This is a genomic window from Glutamicibacter sp. X7 (assembly GCF_054889245.1).
The window spans coordinates 436,706-451,337 of sequence record NZ_CM142678.1 but is presented as its reverse complement, the minus strand read 5'-3'; the positions used below and the strand labels follow the sequence as shown (position 1 = coordinate 451,337).

At 61.3% G+C, this 14,632-nt stretch carries 15 protein-coding genes; 8 read left to right on the top strand and 7 right to left on the bottom strand.

Going from position 1 to position 14,632, the window contains the following annotated elements:
• Positions 1 to 28: 28 nt before the first annotated feature.
• A complete protein-coding gene (locus ACYU0X_RS02230) occupies positions 29 to 937 on the top strand; it encodes a hypothetical protein (protein WP_461902008.1) in 909 nt (302 codons plus the stop codon).
• On the opposite strand, the gene ACYU0X_RS02225 is transcribed toward ACYU0X_RS02230, so the two are convergent.
• Entirely contained in the window at positions 938 to 1,714 is a 777-nt protein-coding gene (locus tag ACYU0X_RS02225; protein ID WP_461902007.1) for a 3-hydroxyacyl-CoA dehydrogenase, read from the bottom strand.
• A gap of 134 nt (positions 1,715 to 1,848) precedes the next feature.
• Between ACYU0X_RS02225 and ACYU0X_RS02220 the strand changes: the two genes are divergently transcribed.
• Positions 1,849 to 2,565, top strand: coding sequence for an SDR family NAD(P)-dependent oxidoreductase (locus tag ACYU0X_RS02220; RefSeq protein WP_461902006.1), 717 nt, complete (start codon positions 1,849 to 1,851; stop codon positions 2,563 to 2,565).
• Between the two features lie 79 nt (positions 2,566 to 2,644).
• On the opposite strand, the gene ACYU0X_RS02215 is transcribed toward ACYU0X_RS02220, so the two are convergent.
• Entirely contained in the window at positions 2,645 to 4,099 is a 1,455-nt protein-coding gene (locus ACYU0X_RS02215; protein WP_461902005.1) for a DHA2 family efflux MFS transporter permease subunit, read from the bottom strand.
• Positions 4,100 to 4,293: 194 nt separating this feature from the next.
• Here ACYU0X_RS02215 and ACYU0X_RS02210 point away from each other — a divergent pair, with 194 nt between their 5' ends.
• The gene (locus ACYU0X_RS02210) at positions 4,294 to 4,833 is read left to right on the top strand and encodes an NUDIX hydrolase family protein (protein WP_309408979.1); all 540 of its coding nucleotides are present in this window, start codon (positions 4,294 to 4,296) and stop codon (positions 4,831 to 4,833) included.
• A gap of 17 nt (positions 4,834 to 4,850) precedes the next feature.
• Here the strand turns inward: ACYU0X_RS02210 and ACYU0X_RS02205 are convergent, their stop codons facing one another.
• Positions 4,851 to 5,927, bottom strand: coding sequence for an FUSC family protein (locus ACYU0X_RS02205; RefSeq protein ID WP_418909288.1), 1,077 nt, complete (start codon positions 5,925 to 5,927; stop codon positions 4,851 to 4,853).
• 129 nt (positions 5,928 to 6,056) lie between these two features.
• Between ACYU0X_RS02205 and tgt the strand changes: the two genes are divergently transcribed.
• Positions 6,057 to 7,352, top strand: a complete 1,296-nt coding sequence (gene tgt, locus ACYU0X_RS02200; protein WP_309408982.1) for a tRNA guanosine(34) transglycosylase Tgt — start codon at positions 6,057 to 6,059, stop codon at positions 7,350 to 7,352.
• On the opposite strand, the gene ACYU0X_RS02195 is transcribed toward tgt, so the two are convergent.
• The 3 genes from ACYU0X_RS02195 to ACYU0X_RS02185 all read right to left on the bottom strand — a co-directional run bounded on the left by ACYU0X_RS02195 (position 7,349) and on the right by ACYU0X_RS02185 (position 10,386).
• Complete coding sequence (locus tag ACYU0X_RS02195; protein WP_461902004.1) at positions 7,349 to 8,917, bottom strand: DUF6297 family protein; 1,569 nt, start codon at positions 8,915 to 8,917, stop codon at positions 7,349 to 7,351. The two genes, tgt and ACYU0X_RS02195, sit on opposite strands and share 4 nt — an antisense overlap.
• Positions 8,914 to 9,612, bottom strand: coding sequence for an ABC transporter ATP-binding protein (locus tag ACYU0X_RS02190; RefSeq protein ID WP_461902002.1), 699 nt, complete (start codon positions 9,610 to 9,612; stop codon positions 8,914 to 8,916). The genes ACYU0X_RS02195 and ACYU0X_RS02190 overlap by 4 nt, the downstream gene beginning before the upstream one ends.
• Before the next feature lie 66 nt (positions 9,613 to 9,678).
• Positions 9,679 to 10,386, bottom strand: coding sequence for a queuosine precursor transporter (locus tag ACYU0X_RS02185; protein ID WP_461902001.1), 708 nt, complete (start codon positions 10,384 to 10,386; stop codon positions 9,679 to 9,681).
• A gap of 241 nt (positions 10,387 to 10,627) precedes the next feature.
• Between ACYU0X_RS02185 and ACYU0X_RS02180 the strand changes: the two genes are divergently transcribed.
• The 3 genes from ACYU0X_RS02180 (at position 10,628) to thiD (ending at position 12,985) form a co-directional block, all read left to right on the top strand.
• Positions 10,628 to 11,413: a TetR/AcrR family transcriptional regulator gene (locus ACYU0X_RS02180; protein WP_461902000.1), complete on the top strand. Its 786-nt coding sequence runs from the start codon at positions 10,628 to 10,630 to the stop codon at positions 11,411 to 11,413.
• Positions 11,414 to 11,509: 96 nt separating this feature from the next.
• Positions 11,510 to 12,124, top strand: coding sequence for a hypothetical protein (locus ACYU0X_RS02175; RefSeq protein WP_459275099.1), 615 nt, complete (start codon positions 11,510 to 11,512; stop codon positions 12,122 to 12,124).
• Between the two features lie 33 nt (positions 12,125 to 12,157).
• A complete protein-coding gene (thiD, locus tag ACYU0X_RS02170; protein ID WP_309408989.1) occupies positions 12,158 to 12,985 on the top strand; it encodes a bifunctional hydroxymethylpyrimidine kinase/phosphomethylpyrimidine kinase in 828 nt (275 codons plus the stop codon).
• Positions 12,986 to 13,114: 129 nt separating this feature from the next.
• Here the strand turns inward: thiD and ACYU0X_RS02165 are convergent, their stop codons facing one another.
• Positions 13,115 to 13,459, bottom strand: coding sequence for a hypothetical protein (locus ACYU0X_RS02165; RefSeq protein WP_461901999.1), 345 nt, complete (start codon positions 13,457 to 13,459; stop codon positions 13,115 to 13,117).
• Between the two features lie 447 nt (positions 13,460 to 13,906).
• Here ACYU0X_RS02165 and ACYU0X_RS02160 point away from each other — a divergent pair, with 447 nt between their 5' ends.
• The gene (locus ACYU0X_RS02160; protein ID WP_461901998.1) at positions 13,907 to 14,416 is read left to right on the top strand and encodes an FBP domain-containing protein; all 510 of its coding nucleotides are present in this window, start codon (positions 13,907 to 13,909) and stop codon (positions 14,414 to 14,416) included.
• Positions 14,417 to 14,632 lie beyond the last annotated feature (216 nt).

Below are 14,632 nucleotides of genomic sequence, written 5' to 3'. Positions count from 1 at the left end.
CCCGTGGCCGAGGCGCAAGGTGGTACCGATGAGCGGTGAACGCGAGCAGAACCCGGAGCAAAGCAACCTGGCCGAACTCGTGGAGCAGGCACGCGACGCGATTCTCGCTGGGCGTCCCCGCGCGGTGCCCCTGCCCTATGCAGCCCCGGATCGGAGGGCCAATCCAGCTCCCGAGCCGGTCGACACGTACCGTCAGGCGACGGCGGTGGGCGCGGCGCTGCTACTGCTAATCACCGTCTTGGCATTCGGCCCGCAAGCCCAGCAACGCACCGGAAGCGACTTGCTGAACGACGCGACGATCCAACCGTGGCTCCTGGTGCTCCTGGCGGTAGCGGCCCTTGCCCATGCCGGATTCGGCTGGCTCAGCGCCCAGCGTAGTGCTCGACGACAGCGCGCGGCCACCCCTTATGCCATCGCCACCTGGGCGCTCTTTGCCGTGGCCCTGACCTTTGCCGCCGCGTTCTTGCCGCTGCCGGCAACTGGGTTTGCAGTGTGCGCGACCATCAGCGCGTTACTGGCCATTCGACAGCTCAACCGCCACACCGCCCGGAGCTGGAACGAGCGAGTTCTCTGCGATGCTCCACTCGGGCTGGCGGCCGGCTACCTGCTCTTTCTCACGGCGCAATGGATCCTACCCATCTTGCCCGAACCGCTGTCCGAGAACGCATGGGCGGCGCTGGGTCTGATTTTCCTGGCCACCCTGGTAGCCACCTCGATTGCACATTCCGAACGGGGCCGTCACTCGGTGGCGTTGGGCTTCACGCTACCGCTACTGCTTGCTGCGGTGATGGTGTTTCTGGATCATAGTGCCGGCTGGTGGCTGGGCCTCGGCTACGGACTACTAGCCATCGTGGTGGCGCTCAGCGCAGAAAATCGGCGCTACCAGATCAACCACGCCGAGCATCGTGCCCTACGTGGTGAAGAGCTAGATTTCTGACTACCGCGGAGCCATCCGAATGGCTCCGTCGAGTCGAATCACCTCACCGTTGAGCATGCTGTTCTCCACAATGTGCCGCACCAGCTGGGCGTACTCCGCCGGTTGCCCGAGTCGTGAGGGATGTGGCACCTGGGCGCCAAGGGAGTCCTGCGCCTCCTGCGGCAGTCCGGCCATCATGGGCGTGGAGAAGATTCCCGGGGCGACGGTCATCACGCGAATCTCATGTCGTGCTAGTTCACGAGCCAACGGCAAGGTCATCGACGCCACCGCACCCTTGGAAGCCGCGTAGGCGGGTTGGCCGATTTGCCCATCGAAGGCCGCCACGCTGGCGGTGTTGACGATTACCCCGCGCTCGGATCGGCCGTAACCATCGGAGAGCGCATCGAGTTCGCTCATTTTCTGGGCGGCACATCGAATCACGTTGAAGGTGCCGGTGACGTTCACGCGAAGCACTCGTTCGAATTTCTCCAAAGGCAACACTCCATCTCGTCCCAGAACCTTCCCGGGGGTCGCCACACCGGCGCAGTTGACCACCACACGTAGCGGCCCTAGCGCGACCACCTGTTCGACGGCCGCCTCGACCTGCTCGGCATCGGCCACATCCACCGGGAAATAATGCACCGACTCGCCAATCTGTGCGGCCAACTGCTCACCGTCCTCCCGTGGCAGGTCAAAGACAGCGACGGTATTGCCGGCGCCAGCCAGCTCCGTGGCGGTTGCCCGCCCCAGGCCAGAAAGGCCTCCGGTGACGATGGCGGTAAATCCGGACAAGTTCATGGAAAAGCTCCTTTGCTCGTGTGCACCCGCCCCACCACAGGATCTGCCGCGGTGGGATGGCTCACAGCCAGCCTAGGTGCGCTCCTTGAAATTTTGAAGCAACGGTCCCCGCGACGCGCGGTAGGCTTCTGCTCATGAGCCTTATATTGGTCACCGGGGCAGCCCGCGGGATTGGAGCGGCGATCGCCCGAACGTTGGCCCAGTCGGGCTTTGATCTGATCGTTCACGCCCGACACCCCAGTAGCGAGGCCGAACAGGTCTGCGCCGACATAGCGGCGATGGGCCGCGCGGCCTATCTACGCTATGCCGACCTGAGCGACGCTCTGCAGCTACAAGAGCTCTTTACCAATATCCATGAGCTTGGCCCCCTGCATGGCTTGGTCAATAATGCCGGGGCGATTTCCTACAGCGGGCCGTTGAGGCAGGCCCCCGATGAGTCGATCAGCCGGGATCTTGCGCTCAATCTGACCGCACCCATCCAAATCACGAAATATGCGCTACAACGCATGGAACGTGGCGCGGTGATAGTTAATATTTCTTCGGTTGCGGCCGCCAGCGGGGCTCCCGGGGAATATGTGCATTACGCCGCGGCCAAGGCAGGCCTTGAAAGTTTCACTCTCGGTCTGGCCAAAGAACTCGCCCCAGAGGGTATTCGAGTCAACGCCGTGAGCCCGGGAACAATTCGCACCGGTTTCCACTTGGATCCGCAGCGGCCGGATCGTGTGGCGGAACGGATCCCGCTGGGGCGACCCGGAGAAGTCGAGGAAATCGCCGCTGCGGTGGACTGGTTCTTCAGCCCCGGAGCCACTTACGCCACCGGTAGCATTCTGCGCGTCGCGGGCGGGCTCTAAATATGCGTATGAGAGGGGCCGCCGGGAGGTAGCACCTGTTCGGTGCGCCTCCCGGCGGCCCTCGCCGTTGCCCAATGGGTCAGTGGTCGGCCGGTACGGCCCCCGGTTCGGAGGCCGGCTCAACTACGACTTTCTTTCCGCCCAGCATGGCCCCAAGGACCAAGACCGCGAGGCCGCAGGCCGCGGCGACGAAGAATCCGGCCGAGAACCCTTCGATACTCGCCTGTGGCTGCGGTACCCCGGCGGCCAGCTTGGCCGTCGTGCTGGCCGCCACCACGCCAACGACCAGCGCGGTGCCCAATGCTCCGCCGAGCTGCTGGAGCGTCGAGAGGACGGCAGAACCATGCGAATGAAGTTCATGCGGCAGCGGGTTCAATGCGGTGGTGAAGGCGGGGGTGAAAATCAACGCCATGCCCAGAGACATCACCAAGTGCATCACGATCAGAAGCCAGACGGCGGTCTCCGGCCCCAAGACCACCGCATATCCCAGCAACACCAGGACCAGCAATGCGGCGCCAGGCACCACCAAAGGCGCGGGTCCGAGCTTGTCGAATAGGCGACCGACCGTCGGGGCGAGCAGGCCCATGAGCAGGCCGCCGGGCAACAGAATCAATCCGGTGGTCAGCGTTTCGAAGCCCAGGATATTGCTGAAGTACATCGGGAGCAGGATGATTACACCGAACAGCGCAACCATCGCGAAGATCATCAAAAGCAGACCCAAGGTGAAGGGGCGGTAGGTAAAGGGCCGCAGATCGAGTAGGGCTCGCTCGTTTCGTTGCAGGCGCGATTGCAGTAGCGCGAAGGCCACCAGGCAGATCAGCGCACCGGCCAGAATCATGGCGTTCGACGCGTCGAAACCGGCCGCCGAGAGTCGGCTCAAGCCGTAGACTAGACCGCCGAAGCCGGGCACGGCCAACAGAAGCGAGACGAAGGACAGCGGTGCCCGCGATTCGCCGGGCTCGTTCCCAAGTCGCGGGGCACCAATCAGCAGGGCCAGGATCGCAATCGGCGCCACCGCGATGAACATGAAGCGCCACGACAGGAATTGCAGGATGAGTCCCGAGATCGTCGGCCCTACCGCCGGAGCCACCGAGATCACGATGGAGACATTTCCCATCAGCACGCCGCGACGTTCGGGCGGCACCAGATCAAGGATGGTGGTCATCAGCAACGGCATCATGATTGCCGTGCCCGAGGCCTGGATAACGCGAGCAATGAGCAGCACCGAGAAACCCGGGGCCGCGGCAGCCAGAATCGTGCCGACGGTGAACAGGCCCATGGCCAGCATGAATGCCTTGCGGGTGCTGAGCTTCTGCAGCAGGAAGCCGGTGGTGGGGATCACTACCGCCATGGTGAGCATGAAGATGGTGGCCAACCACTGAATCGTGTCGGGGCTGACCGAAAATTCATGCATGAGCACCGGCAGTGCCACGTTCATGATCGTTTCATTCAGGATGACCACGAAGGTGGAAACGATCAATACGGTGATCGTCATCAGGCTTTGCGGACTTAACCGCTCGGTCGAGGTCGACATGTCCAGCTCCGCTTCAGGAAGGGATGAGCAAAATGGTGTGGCCGCAGACGCTCCACGAGTGATTGATAAATCTCTATCAATAGTAGCGAGCCACCGAAGTGAGCACCAGCAAACGACGGGCGTCAAAAAAGTGAATTACGCGACACAATTAGCCGATTCGCGGATCTGCGGCGGGCATGTACCAAGATGGAGTTATGAACGTGCGCACACCCGATCCCTATCCCGGCTGGCTCAGCGAGGAGGACCTCTACGAGGCCCGTCAGCGCCTGCCGATGCTTTACGTTGAGGCCATTCCGGTGCGCTTGGACCCGCTGGGCTATGTCAACGAGGTCGGCCTCCTGCTGACCGCCGATCACTCGGGGCAGATGCGCCGTACCTTCGTCTCGGGTCGTGTGATGTACCGCGAAACCATTCGTGCTGCCCTCACCCGGCATATCGAAAAGGACCTGGGCACGATGGTGTTGCCCCAGCTACCGGCGAGCCCGGTGCCTTTCACCATCGCGGAATACTTCCCGGCCCCGAGCGAAACCGGACTGACCGACGATCGGCAACATGCGGTCTCGATGTGCTACATCGTGCCGGTACGTGGCGAGTCCTCACCACGCCAAGATGCCTTAGAGCTTACGTGGCTTACCCCGGCTGAGGCGCTGAGCGAAGACATTCAATCGGAGTTTGCCGGTGGCCGCGAGAACATTCTGCGCCAAGCCATGGCGCACGTTGGGATCAATATCTAGGCCTTGCGGGTGCCGCGCTAAGCAATCCCGTATTTCTTGCGTAGCGCCCGCCCGAGCAGGCTTCCCGCCACCACACCAAGCACGCCGATGCACGAACCGATCACGGTTTCGATGATGCGGTCGTAAATGACCGCCCCGCCTAGGCCGGTGCCCAAGGAAACACCCACGAGGGCCATTGGGGTGACGAAGATTTGTGCCAAGAAATAGTTGCGAAGCACGAACATCTCGGTCAGGAATTGGAAGCACCCTAAGGTGAGCACCAAGGCCCACAAGGGCGGGTTCAGCGGAATCAAGGCCAGCATGAAGATCATGCCAGCCAACGTTCCCAAGACACGATGCAACCCGCGACGCACGCGGTGGCGGGTGGTGTGCCCGGCCAAGGGCACCACGGCGGCGACCATTGCCCAGTAGGTATGACCCGCCGAGAGGTGTGGTGCGATGAGCGTGGCCGCTACCCCCGCGGCCCCTGCGGTGAGCACGTGGAAGAGGCCCTCCCACCAGATGGCTTGGCGAATGCGTGATGACAGTTTGGGAAGTTCGGTGCGTGCCCACGCTCCCGGACCGGCTCCCAGCGAACCCACCGCACCGAGCCCCAGGGCCAAAAGTATCGTTCCTCCGGCGGCCAGGAGTGCATCGACCATGGGCGCCTGCCGTGGGAGTGAGGCAATGGCCGCGAAGGCGAAAATGTGGAATAGCGAACCGGTCGGGCGCAGTTGCCACAGTCCCGAAACTACCGATCCAGCGCCCGCCACCACCGTGGTCAACCCGATGATTTGCCAGGCCGCTCCGCTCGGATCTGCCGCGTCAATCCAGTACTTGCTGGCCAGCATGGCCCCGAGAATCAGAATGAAAAACATCAGGCCAGAACGTGCTTGCATGCGTAGCCGATTCCAATACCCCGGCACACGGCCGTAGACGCCCGTGAAGGCACCAAACACCACGTAGACCATGAGGTCCAGGCGGCCGAGTAACAGCAGCAAAGTCAGTGGGGCAAAAATGCCCACCGCGGTACGTAGCGCGATCCAGTGGTCTTTCGTTGCTGGCCCCAGGGTGATCAGCGAACGCGCGAAGGGCTTTAGCGCATATTCAACCACTGGCAACCTCCACCTCAACACCGCAGACTCTTCAACCATTTTCGCGCCGACCTGCACGAATCGCTAGGACGCCGCTCACCGCTAGCTATCGTTTTCCTCACCCAGCCGCGCATACGGCACACTAGTAAGGTGTCCGAACAGACTTTTACCCCCAGCGAAACCCACCCGCGCCAGGCCGAATTCTCCTACGAAGTAGGTACACGACTGGTCGATTCCGAAGGCAACCCGACTCTTGGCCGAACCGGCACGATCACCACGCCGCACGGCACCATCAAGACTCCTGCCTTCATTGCCGTAGGTACGAAGGCCACGGTTAAGGCCGTGACTCCCGAGCAGGTCGCACAACTCGGGGCCCAAGCGGTTCTCGCAAACGCCTATCACCTCTACCTCCAGCCGGGCGCTGACTTGCTGGACGAGGCCGGGGGCCTTGGCAAGTTCATGAACTGGGAGCACCCCACCTTCACCGACTCCGGCGGATTTCAGGTCATGTCGCTAGGCTCGGGATTCAAGAAGGTCATCGATATGAAGTCGGTGGATAACTCCGGGCCCGATGATGCCGTGGCACCGGGCAAGGAACGCATGGCCAACGTCGACGAGGATGGTGTCTGGTTTAAGTCCCATCTCGACGGCACGCGCCACCGTTTCACTCCGGAGGTTTCGATGCAGGTGCAGCACCAGATCGGTGCCGACATCATGTTCGCCTTCGACGAGTTGACCACCTTGCAGAATTCTCGTGGCTACCAGGTTGAGTCCTTGGAACGTACGCGGCGCTGGGCACAACGTTGCATCGACGAGCACTTCCGGCTGACCGATACTCGCGTCGGCAAGGACTATCAGGCGCTCTTTGGAGTGATTCAAGGAGCCCAGTATGAAGACCTGCGGCGCAAGGCCTGCCGCGACCTCTCGCAAATGCCCTTCGACGGGTTCGGCATCGGTGGCGCCCTGGAAAAGGAGAATCTGGGAACCATTGTCGGCTGGTGCGCCGAGGAGCTTCCGGAAAACAAGCCACGGCACCTGCTGGGTATTTCGGAGCCGGATGACATCTTCACCGCAATTGAGAACGGCGCCGACACCTTCGATTGTGTTTCCCCGACCCGCGTGGCCCGTAACTCGGCGTTCTACACCCCGCACGGCCGTTTCAATCTCTCCGGGCAACGCTACAAGCGCGACTTCACGCCGCTGGCCGAAGGCTGCGGTTGCTACACCTGCGCACACTACACTCGGGCCTATATTCACCATCTCTACAAGGCCAAGGAACTGCTCAGCCACACGCTGATCTCAATCCACAACGAGTACTTCACCGTCAATCTGGTTGAGCGTGCCCGCCTTGCCATCGAGGACGGCACCTTCTATCAGCTCAAGGAGCAGGTACTTGCCGAGTACTACGCCGGTGGGCCGGATCCGCAGAACCCTCCGGCACGCTAAGTACGCAACGCTCCCAGCAGCGGCGGTAGCGATCTGAGCATGCTCACCACCAGCGCGACCAGTAGCGCTGGTGGCGCGAGGCCCAGAAGCACCGCCGCGAGGGGAAGCACTGCCACCAGTGCGCTGAGCAGTGGTGTCAGCTGCCGCATCGCCCACAGCCCCATCGCCTCATCGTTGCCCGCCACCGTGAGCATTTCTTCCCAGTCGCGCATCGGTCGCCCGGCGTAGCCCAGCGCGCCAGCGGCGATGCCGGGGAGCAACGCGGCACAGGCCACCAACCACCACGGCAGCGTGCTGGCGGGCAGGATTCCCAGCATCGGGGCAACGAGAGCCCACACCAGAACTACCGGCGCGCCAACGGCCAGAAGACCGTTCACCACCTCTCGGCGGATTTGTTGCTGTGGCAGGCCCAGTAGGCGGCTGAGACCGGGCACCGAAATGAGCGGCCGCGCGCACGATCCCAACAGAAAACTCACGCATGCCACCAGCACTAGGCTCGTGAGCAATAGCATCAGCGGATTCGCTGCCCCACGAACCACCAGGAACAACAGCACGCTCGTGGCGAGAAGAACCGCGGCCGGTCGCCAGCGCGCCGAGCGCCAGAGGCTCAATGTCAGGATCTGCGGTACCGGTGCCAACCGTGCCACGGGCCCGCGACGCCTCCTGCGCCCCGCAGGTCGCTCTTCTCCCAGCCCTGCCGCGAAATTTCGGATATCGAGCTGGCTGAGCGCGGCTACTAGCGAGCCCTGAAGGGCTCCGGACCGCGATAGCTCGAAACGACTGATCCGTTCCAGCCCGCTGCGCGTGGAGCCGACGGCCAGCAATGCCCCAAGCAGGACGAGGATTCCAATCAGCAGCCAGCTACCCGGAGCCGCCCATAGGTCAACGAGTCGGCTCGAGATTAGTGCGAGCAAGTGCCCGGCTCCCGCCATGGATCCTAACCACAGAAGTCCTAAGGTAGCGAGATAGCCGAGCGACACCCAGCGCAGGGTCCGACGCAGTGTGGTTCGGCGCCCGACGATCTGGGCCCGCATCGCAAGGCCTGCGAGCAGAGTGCCCAGCAACACGCTGGCCACCGACCCACCGAGCAGGGTCAGCGGATCGAAACTCGCCCCGCTCGCGATCAGCGCCACGTACCACAAGGCCCAAGTCAGAAACATGGCTCCGGCGCCAAGGCCGAGAGCCCGGCGGCGGCACGCACGCAGCAAGGCCCGCGACCGTTGCGGCAAGGTCATCACCCAGGTGGACTCGGCGGCGCTGATCGAACAGGGTCCAAGCCGCCGCAGGAGGTCCAGCACGCCGCACACCAGTAATGGGAAAAGCAGTGCAAGAGCCTGTGAAACCTCCAGTACCGCCGTCGGCAGGACCACGGTATCTGCTGCGGCCGATTGCAGAACATACAGCACCGCGTTGCTGGCCGATACAACATAGGCGAAGAGAATCAGGACGGCTAAGACCCAGATATATCCGTCGGAAAAGCGATCAAAACGCTCCTGGGTACTGCGCCGCGCACGCGCACGCCTGAAGATATCCTGTGGCTCGAAGTCTGTGCTGGCGACGGTCATGAAACTTGGCCTTCGAGCCAGCGGGCACCGGATTCGGCGTCGAGCGCCCGGATGCTCCGTCCCTCGAGCAGCAGCACCTGCTGCAGTGATTGGCGGATCAATTGCGGGTCATGGCTCACCACGAGCAACCCCACCCCGCGTGCATCGCGGAGCTCAGCCAGTCGATGGTAGAGCCGTTGCCGAATTTGGTAGTCGAGACGCTGCTCGGGCTCGTCGAATATGAGCAAACTTGCCGGACGTACCAAGGTCGAAGCCAAGAGAAGCCTGCGGCGTTGCCCCGAAGATAACTCGGCCGGCAAGTGCTCGGCGACATCGGCAAGCGCGAAAAACTCCAGTTCGTGCTCTACCGCCCGTTCCCAGCGGGCTACCCGATGTCCGCGCGCCACTAGCTCCAGATGCTCGGCCACGGTCAGCTCTTCGAAGAAGGCGCCATCGTCGATTTGAACGGCGACCTGCCCACGCACCATGCGGTCGGCTTCCCGTAACGGCTCCCCGCGGTAATACACGCCGCCTGCCACCATCGGCTGAGCCCCAACCATCGTGCGTAGCAGGGTGGATTTACCGGATCCGTTGCTCCCGATGATGCCGTACCCGGTTCCGGGTTCCAGCACCGCAGTGACCGGTTCGCACAAGGCGCGTCCTGCGTAGCCAAATTCCAAAGAATCGAGCCGCAGGGCTACGTCGGTACTATCCATAGCGCTCACGCTACCAACGCGAGCGGGCGTGACACGTCGCTCGGTGTGCTGAACCGGTCCTACGACTTAAGGCTGAGTGGGCTCAACGTTGTAGCCGGGCTCGACTTTCTTGAACCAACGGATAACCAGCGCCGTAACAGGCACGAAGAGGACTTCAACGGCTGTCTTATAGACGAACCCGACGACAACGTAGTTCAAGAAGGTACCGGCGTCTGCAATCCCCAGAACCGGTGCGGCCACCGAGCAGAAAATGACCGTATCCAGCAATTCCCCGACGCCACTGGATCCCACCAGACGACCAATCAGACCCCGCTCACCAAAGCGTTCCTTAAGCCGAACCAGCACCCAAGAATTGGTGAGCTGTCCGACGAGGAAACCCAGTCCGGAGGCTAGAACGATCTGCCACACCGGTCCGAGCGTGCGCTCAAGGGCTTCTTGGCCATCGTAAAACTCTGCCGCGGGTAGCTGGATCATGATCCAGAAGCACACCACGGCAAAAATCGCGAGAGCGAATGTGGTGATGATGGAGCGCCGCGCCGCCTTGAGTCCGTATACCTCGGAGATCACATCGCCCAAGATGTAGGCCAGCGGAAACAGGAAGAACCCGCCGTCGGTGACCAGAGGTCCGATGATCACGCCCTTAGAGGCGCCGATGTTGGAGAGAATCACCACCGCTCCCATGAGGGTGAGCAAGGTGGAGAAGTACGCCGAACCCGGCGTAGCAAAACGTGCTCGCGAAGGCCGCGCGAACGGCTTGGCGGTTTCAACGCCCATAAGAAAAGTCCTTGTCAAAGTGGTTCGCCAGGAATTGAGCCGAGTCGAAGCTCGCGTCAGTCACTTCCCGCTGTATTAGCACTTACCTGCCAAGTATCCCATGGTGTACGAGACACGCTTCCGTGAGGCGCTTCACGCCCAAATGGTATTTGAAAGGTCAAAGACCGGAAATTCAGCATCTCACTACGTATTCTTCGCACCAGCTAGTTGAACAATCGATTTGGTCGGTGATGCGGTTCGCATGGACTCCAGTGGCCCACGCACAATTTTTGAACGCGTTCAAAAAATGACTAAACTGGGAAGACGAAAAGTCACGGGAAAGGGAGTTTGGATGCAGCCGTGCACCACCAAAGGGAAAGCGACTCGAGCGCACCTGTTGGATACCGCCCTAACCTGCTTCACAGAGTCCGGCTATCGCGAATCCAGCATGCGCACCATTGCCCAGCGCGCCGGAGTCTCGTTGTCTCACGCGTACTACTACTTCGACTCCAAAGAGGCGATCGTGGGGCACCTATTGCTGAATTTGCGCACGGAACAATATCGCCGATGCAAGGAGTTGCTCGGCGAAGGCAATACGCTTGAGGCCAATATTCGCATCGTGTTCAAGGAAGCGATCGAGGTGATGCGCCCCTATCACGACTTCGGGCCGGCCTTTATGCAGGTACTGCGTTCCGCGACTCAGGACGCGACCGACGCGCAGCGAGAGGGCATAGAACTTGCGTTATGGCGTCAAGTGGTTGACGAAGCCAGGCCCCTGCCGCCGTTGGGCATCCGAAAGGATCTACCGCGTTTCCTCTGGCTCGTTTCGCGCCAGTTGATGTCGGTGTGGGCCTACGACTCCTCCGAGACGCAACGCCGCTCCCGGGCGTTGGCCATAGCCTTGGCGCCGGTCATCGCAAAGTTTGCCGTGCTTTGCCGCCTGCCGGTGGTTCGTTCGCTGTTCACGGATGTCATGGAACTGATGGATTCCACCACCGGGAGCGCGGAGCGCGATCCTTCCGAACGACTACAGGCCAAGGCTTCGTAACCTACGGTTCACCACATTTCTTGTGCTCGGACATGGTGGGCGTAGAGTCTGAATGAAGGATCCCTTTTCTCACCACGGCAAGGAGTTGGATACACCATGGGCACAGCAGTGCGGCAACTTCCCGAATGGACCGCCGCCTATGCGCTTCTGCGCGATCGCATCGCGTCTTTTCCCGGCGAAGATCAGGTCCGCTCCGTAGATCAAGACGGTAACGACGCCGAAATTCTGCGTTACTGGCCGGCCGCGGACTGGACACCACCAGCCGACGTACGCAGACTCATTCTCCTAGGGCCCGGCAACGACGGCAGTGCGCAATCCCTGCGTAGCGCGGGCTTCACCCCGCTGAGCACGATGACCTTGCTTGCGGCACAGCCAACCGACGTGGAACAGTCCGTGAAATTGGCTGAAACCTCTGTGCTCTTCGAAGCACCCATGGATCACTATGACGTTGTTGAGGTTGCCGACTTCGATCGCCCCGTGGCCCGCGGCCGGATGCATTATGGATCAACTTTCGGATTGATCTCGGACCCCGATCTTTTCGCGCCCAGTGACCCCGACACCGCACGGCGAGCAGTTATCGCTAGTTTTGCGGGGTCGGCCTTTGCCCATGGCCTACCTTGGATATTCTTAATTGCGTCCGAAGACCACGCCGAACACCTTGCGGAGGGTTGGTCTAAGGCCACGACGATCAGCATCTGGCAGCAGAGCTGACATCTGCCCTTCTCAAAAACGATTATTGGAACAATGACTGAAAATATCACCGCCCCACGCCCAGCGTTCACCCTGACTATTGCCGGCTCGGAAGCTACCGGTGGCGCCGGAGCACAGGCAGACCTGAAGACCTTTCAGGAGCTCAACACCTACGGCATGGTCGCGCTGACCTGCATCGTGTCCTTTGATCCGAAGGATAACTGGAATCACCGTTTCGTCCCGGTGGAACCACAGGTCATCGCCGACCAGCTGGAAGCCATTCAGACCTGCTACTCCGGCAGCCTCGACACCGTGAAACTGGGCATGATGGGCTCTCCGGCCACGATCGATACGGTGGCAACCGCGCTGAAGTCTCAGTCATGGAAGAACATCGTGCTGGACCCGGTACTCATCTGCAAAGGTCAGGAGCCGGGGCACGCATTGGACACTGATCAGGCCTTGAAGTCCCAGTTGCTACCCCAGGCCACCTTTGTCACTCCCAACCATTTCGAAGCCGAGCAGCTCTCTGGCCTGAGCATCACGAACGAAGCCGAACTGATCGCCGCCGCCAAGAAGATCCACGAGGTCTCGGGTGCGGCCGTGCTCGCCAAGGGTGGAGTCCGCATCGAGGGAGAAGACGCCATCGACGTCTTCTTCGATGGCGAAACCCTGGAGGTTCTACGCGAAAAGAAGATTGGCGACCTGGCGGTCTCGGGAGCCGGTTGCTCCTTGGCAGCCGCAATCACCGCCGAACTGGCCAAGGGCGCAGCTCCCCTGGAGGCCGCCCGCACCGCCAAGGCCTTCGTGACCGAGGGCATCCGAAACCGGGTCGCCGGACAGACCCCGTTCGACGCGCTGTGGCAGGGTGGACGCCGCAACTAGCACGACCCCATTCCGCCAGCACTCGGCCCTCACCCTAGTGGACGTCGAGTGCTGGCACTGGGCCCGGGCCACGCGCGAGGCGCGGTGCGGTCTCAGTTACCAGATAGGCCAGCGACAACTCAGTCGACTTTATTGCTGGGCTTGGCGTCTGCGCTGTATTTTCATTGCGCAGAAATGAATCATCGCGATACTCACCGCGGCAAAGGCTCCAAGCACCCAAGGGTTGATCGACGTCACGAACGCCAGCGTTCCGAAAATAGCGGTCGGCAATAACCACCCATATGTTCGTACGAAGTCCACCGGCATCATTCCTCGTTCGTCTTGATCTGTCGCCACACGCTCACCCCCAACCGCTTGGCATTGCGCATGAGCTTGGCCCATATCCGTACATGCCCAGAGGCGGAAAAACTCAACACCAGTCCGTGAGCAGTTAGTCGTCGCCTTGCTTGCTGTGACCCGCTCGGTGCCGTGCATGACTAAAGTACATTATCTATGAAGCTTTGAAGAAGAGCTGGCGCATTGCAGCGCCTCCACATCCTCCTTCATCCCGCTAAGGCCCATTGAGTCCCACACAGCCGCAACTCACGCTAAGTACATGCATGCTGTATTTTTCCTCACCATACGCCCGATGGCCGCGACTCATTTGCTACGATAATTTCCCTAGGCACCACCGGTGCCGCCACGTACGACAGAAGCTATGAGCGCATGGATGAGCGCGGGAAAGTGAGGTGGCCGCAATGGCCTGCTTGAACCTCTGCCCGTTCGTCTCCGTGGCGGACGGGGTTACACGCTAGAAATCAGGCTCCGCATATCGCGGCGTCTGCGGCGTTGTGCTCCGCAAAGCATAGATTGGCTCGCGCCCGGGGATATCTCTCGATGAATTTTCCTTCCCTTTTCGCGCCCTAAATCAGGAGCCAGCTCATGCAGCCACTGTCCGAAAAAACCATCCGTTCGTCATTCATCAACGCCAGCCGCCAAGAGGCAAAGAAGCTCAATCTCCCCGAAAACTTCAATGAGATCGACTGGGAGAACATCGATTACCTCGGTTGGCGTGATCCCAAGATGCCGCAACGCGGTTATCTGCTATTCACCGACGCTCAGGGCACCACTCGCGGATTGCTGATGCGCACGAGCAACGCCACGCGCCGCCCCGGCAGTGTGGCAATGTGCGAGATGTGCCGCGACGTGACCCTGCCCTGCCCCGTCGTACTCTTTTCCACCCGCCGCGCTGGCCAGGCCGGGCGCGAGGGTGACACGCTGGGCACGATGATCTGCAGTGAATTTCAGTGCTCCGCCAATGTGCGCGTGGCACCGCCCAAGGACCCCATCAACCCCGATCCGATGCTCGTTGTCGCCCAGCGGATAGCCGAGCTCCCAGTACGGGTAGATGCTTTCATCCGACGGGTCCTCGGTGAATCTACTGTGAAGTAATAAAGACGCTTTCGAATCTGAAAGTTCACTGCACGTTTCATTGCCCCGGCGGGCAGGGTTCCCCCTCAGCTCCGGGGGAAGAAATATGAAAAAAATCCGGCAGGCTTCTAGCCTGCCGGATTTTTTATTCAACAACCCCTTGATATGTGGGCCGGCTCACCTAAGATTTCATAACTAGGGAGCGGGCGCCAGCGGACGCCCACCCCGGATCATCGT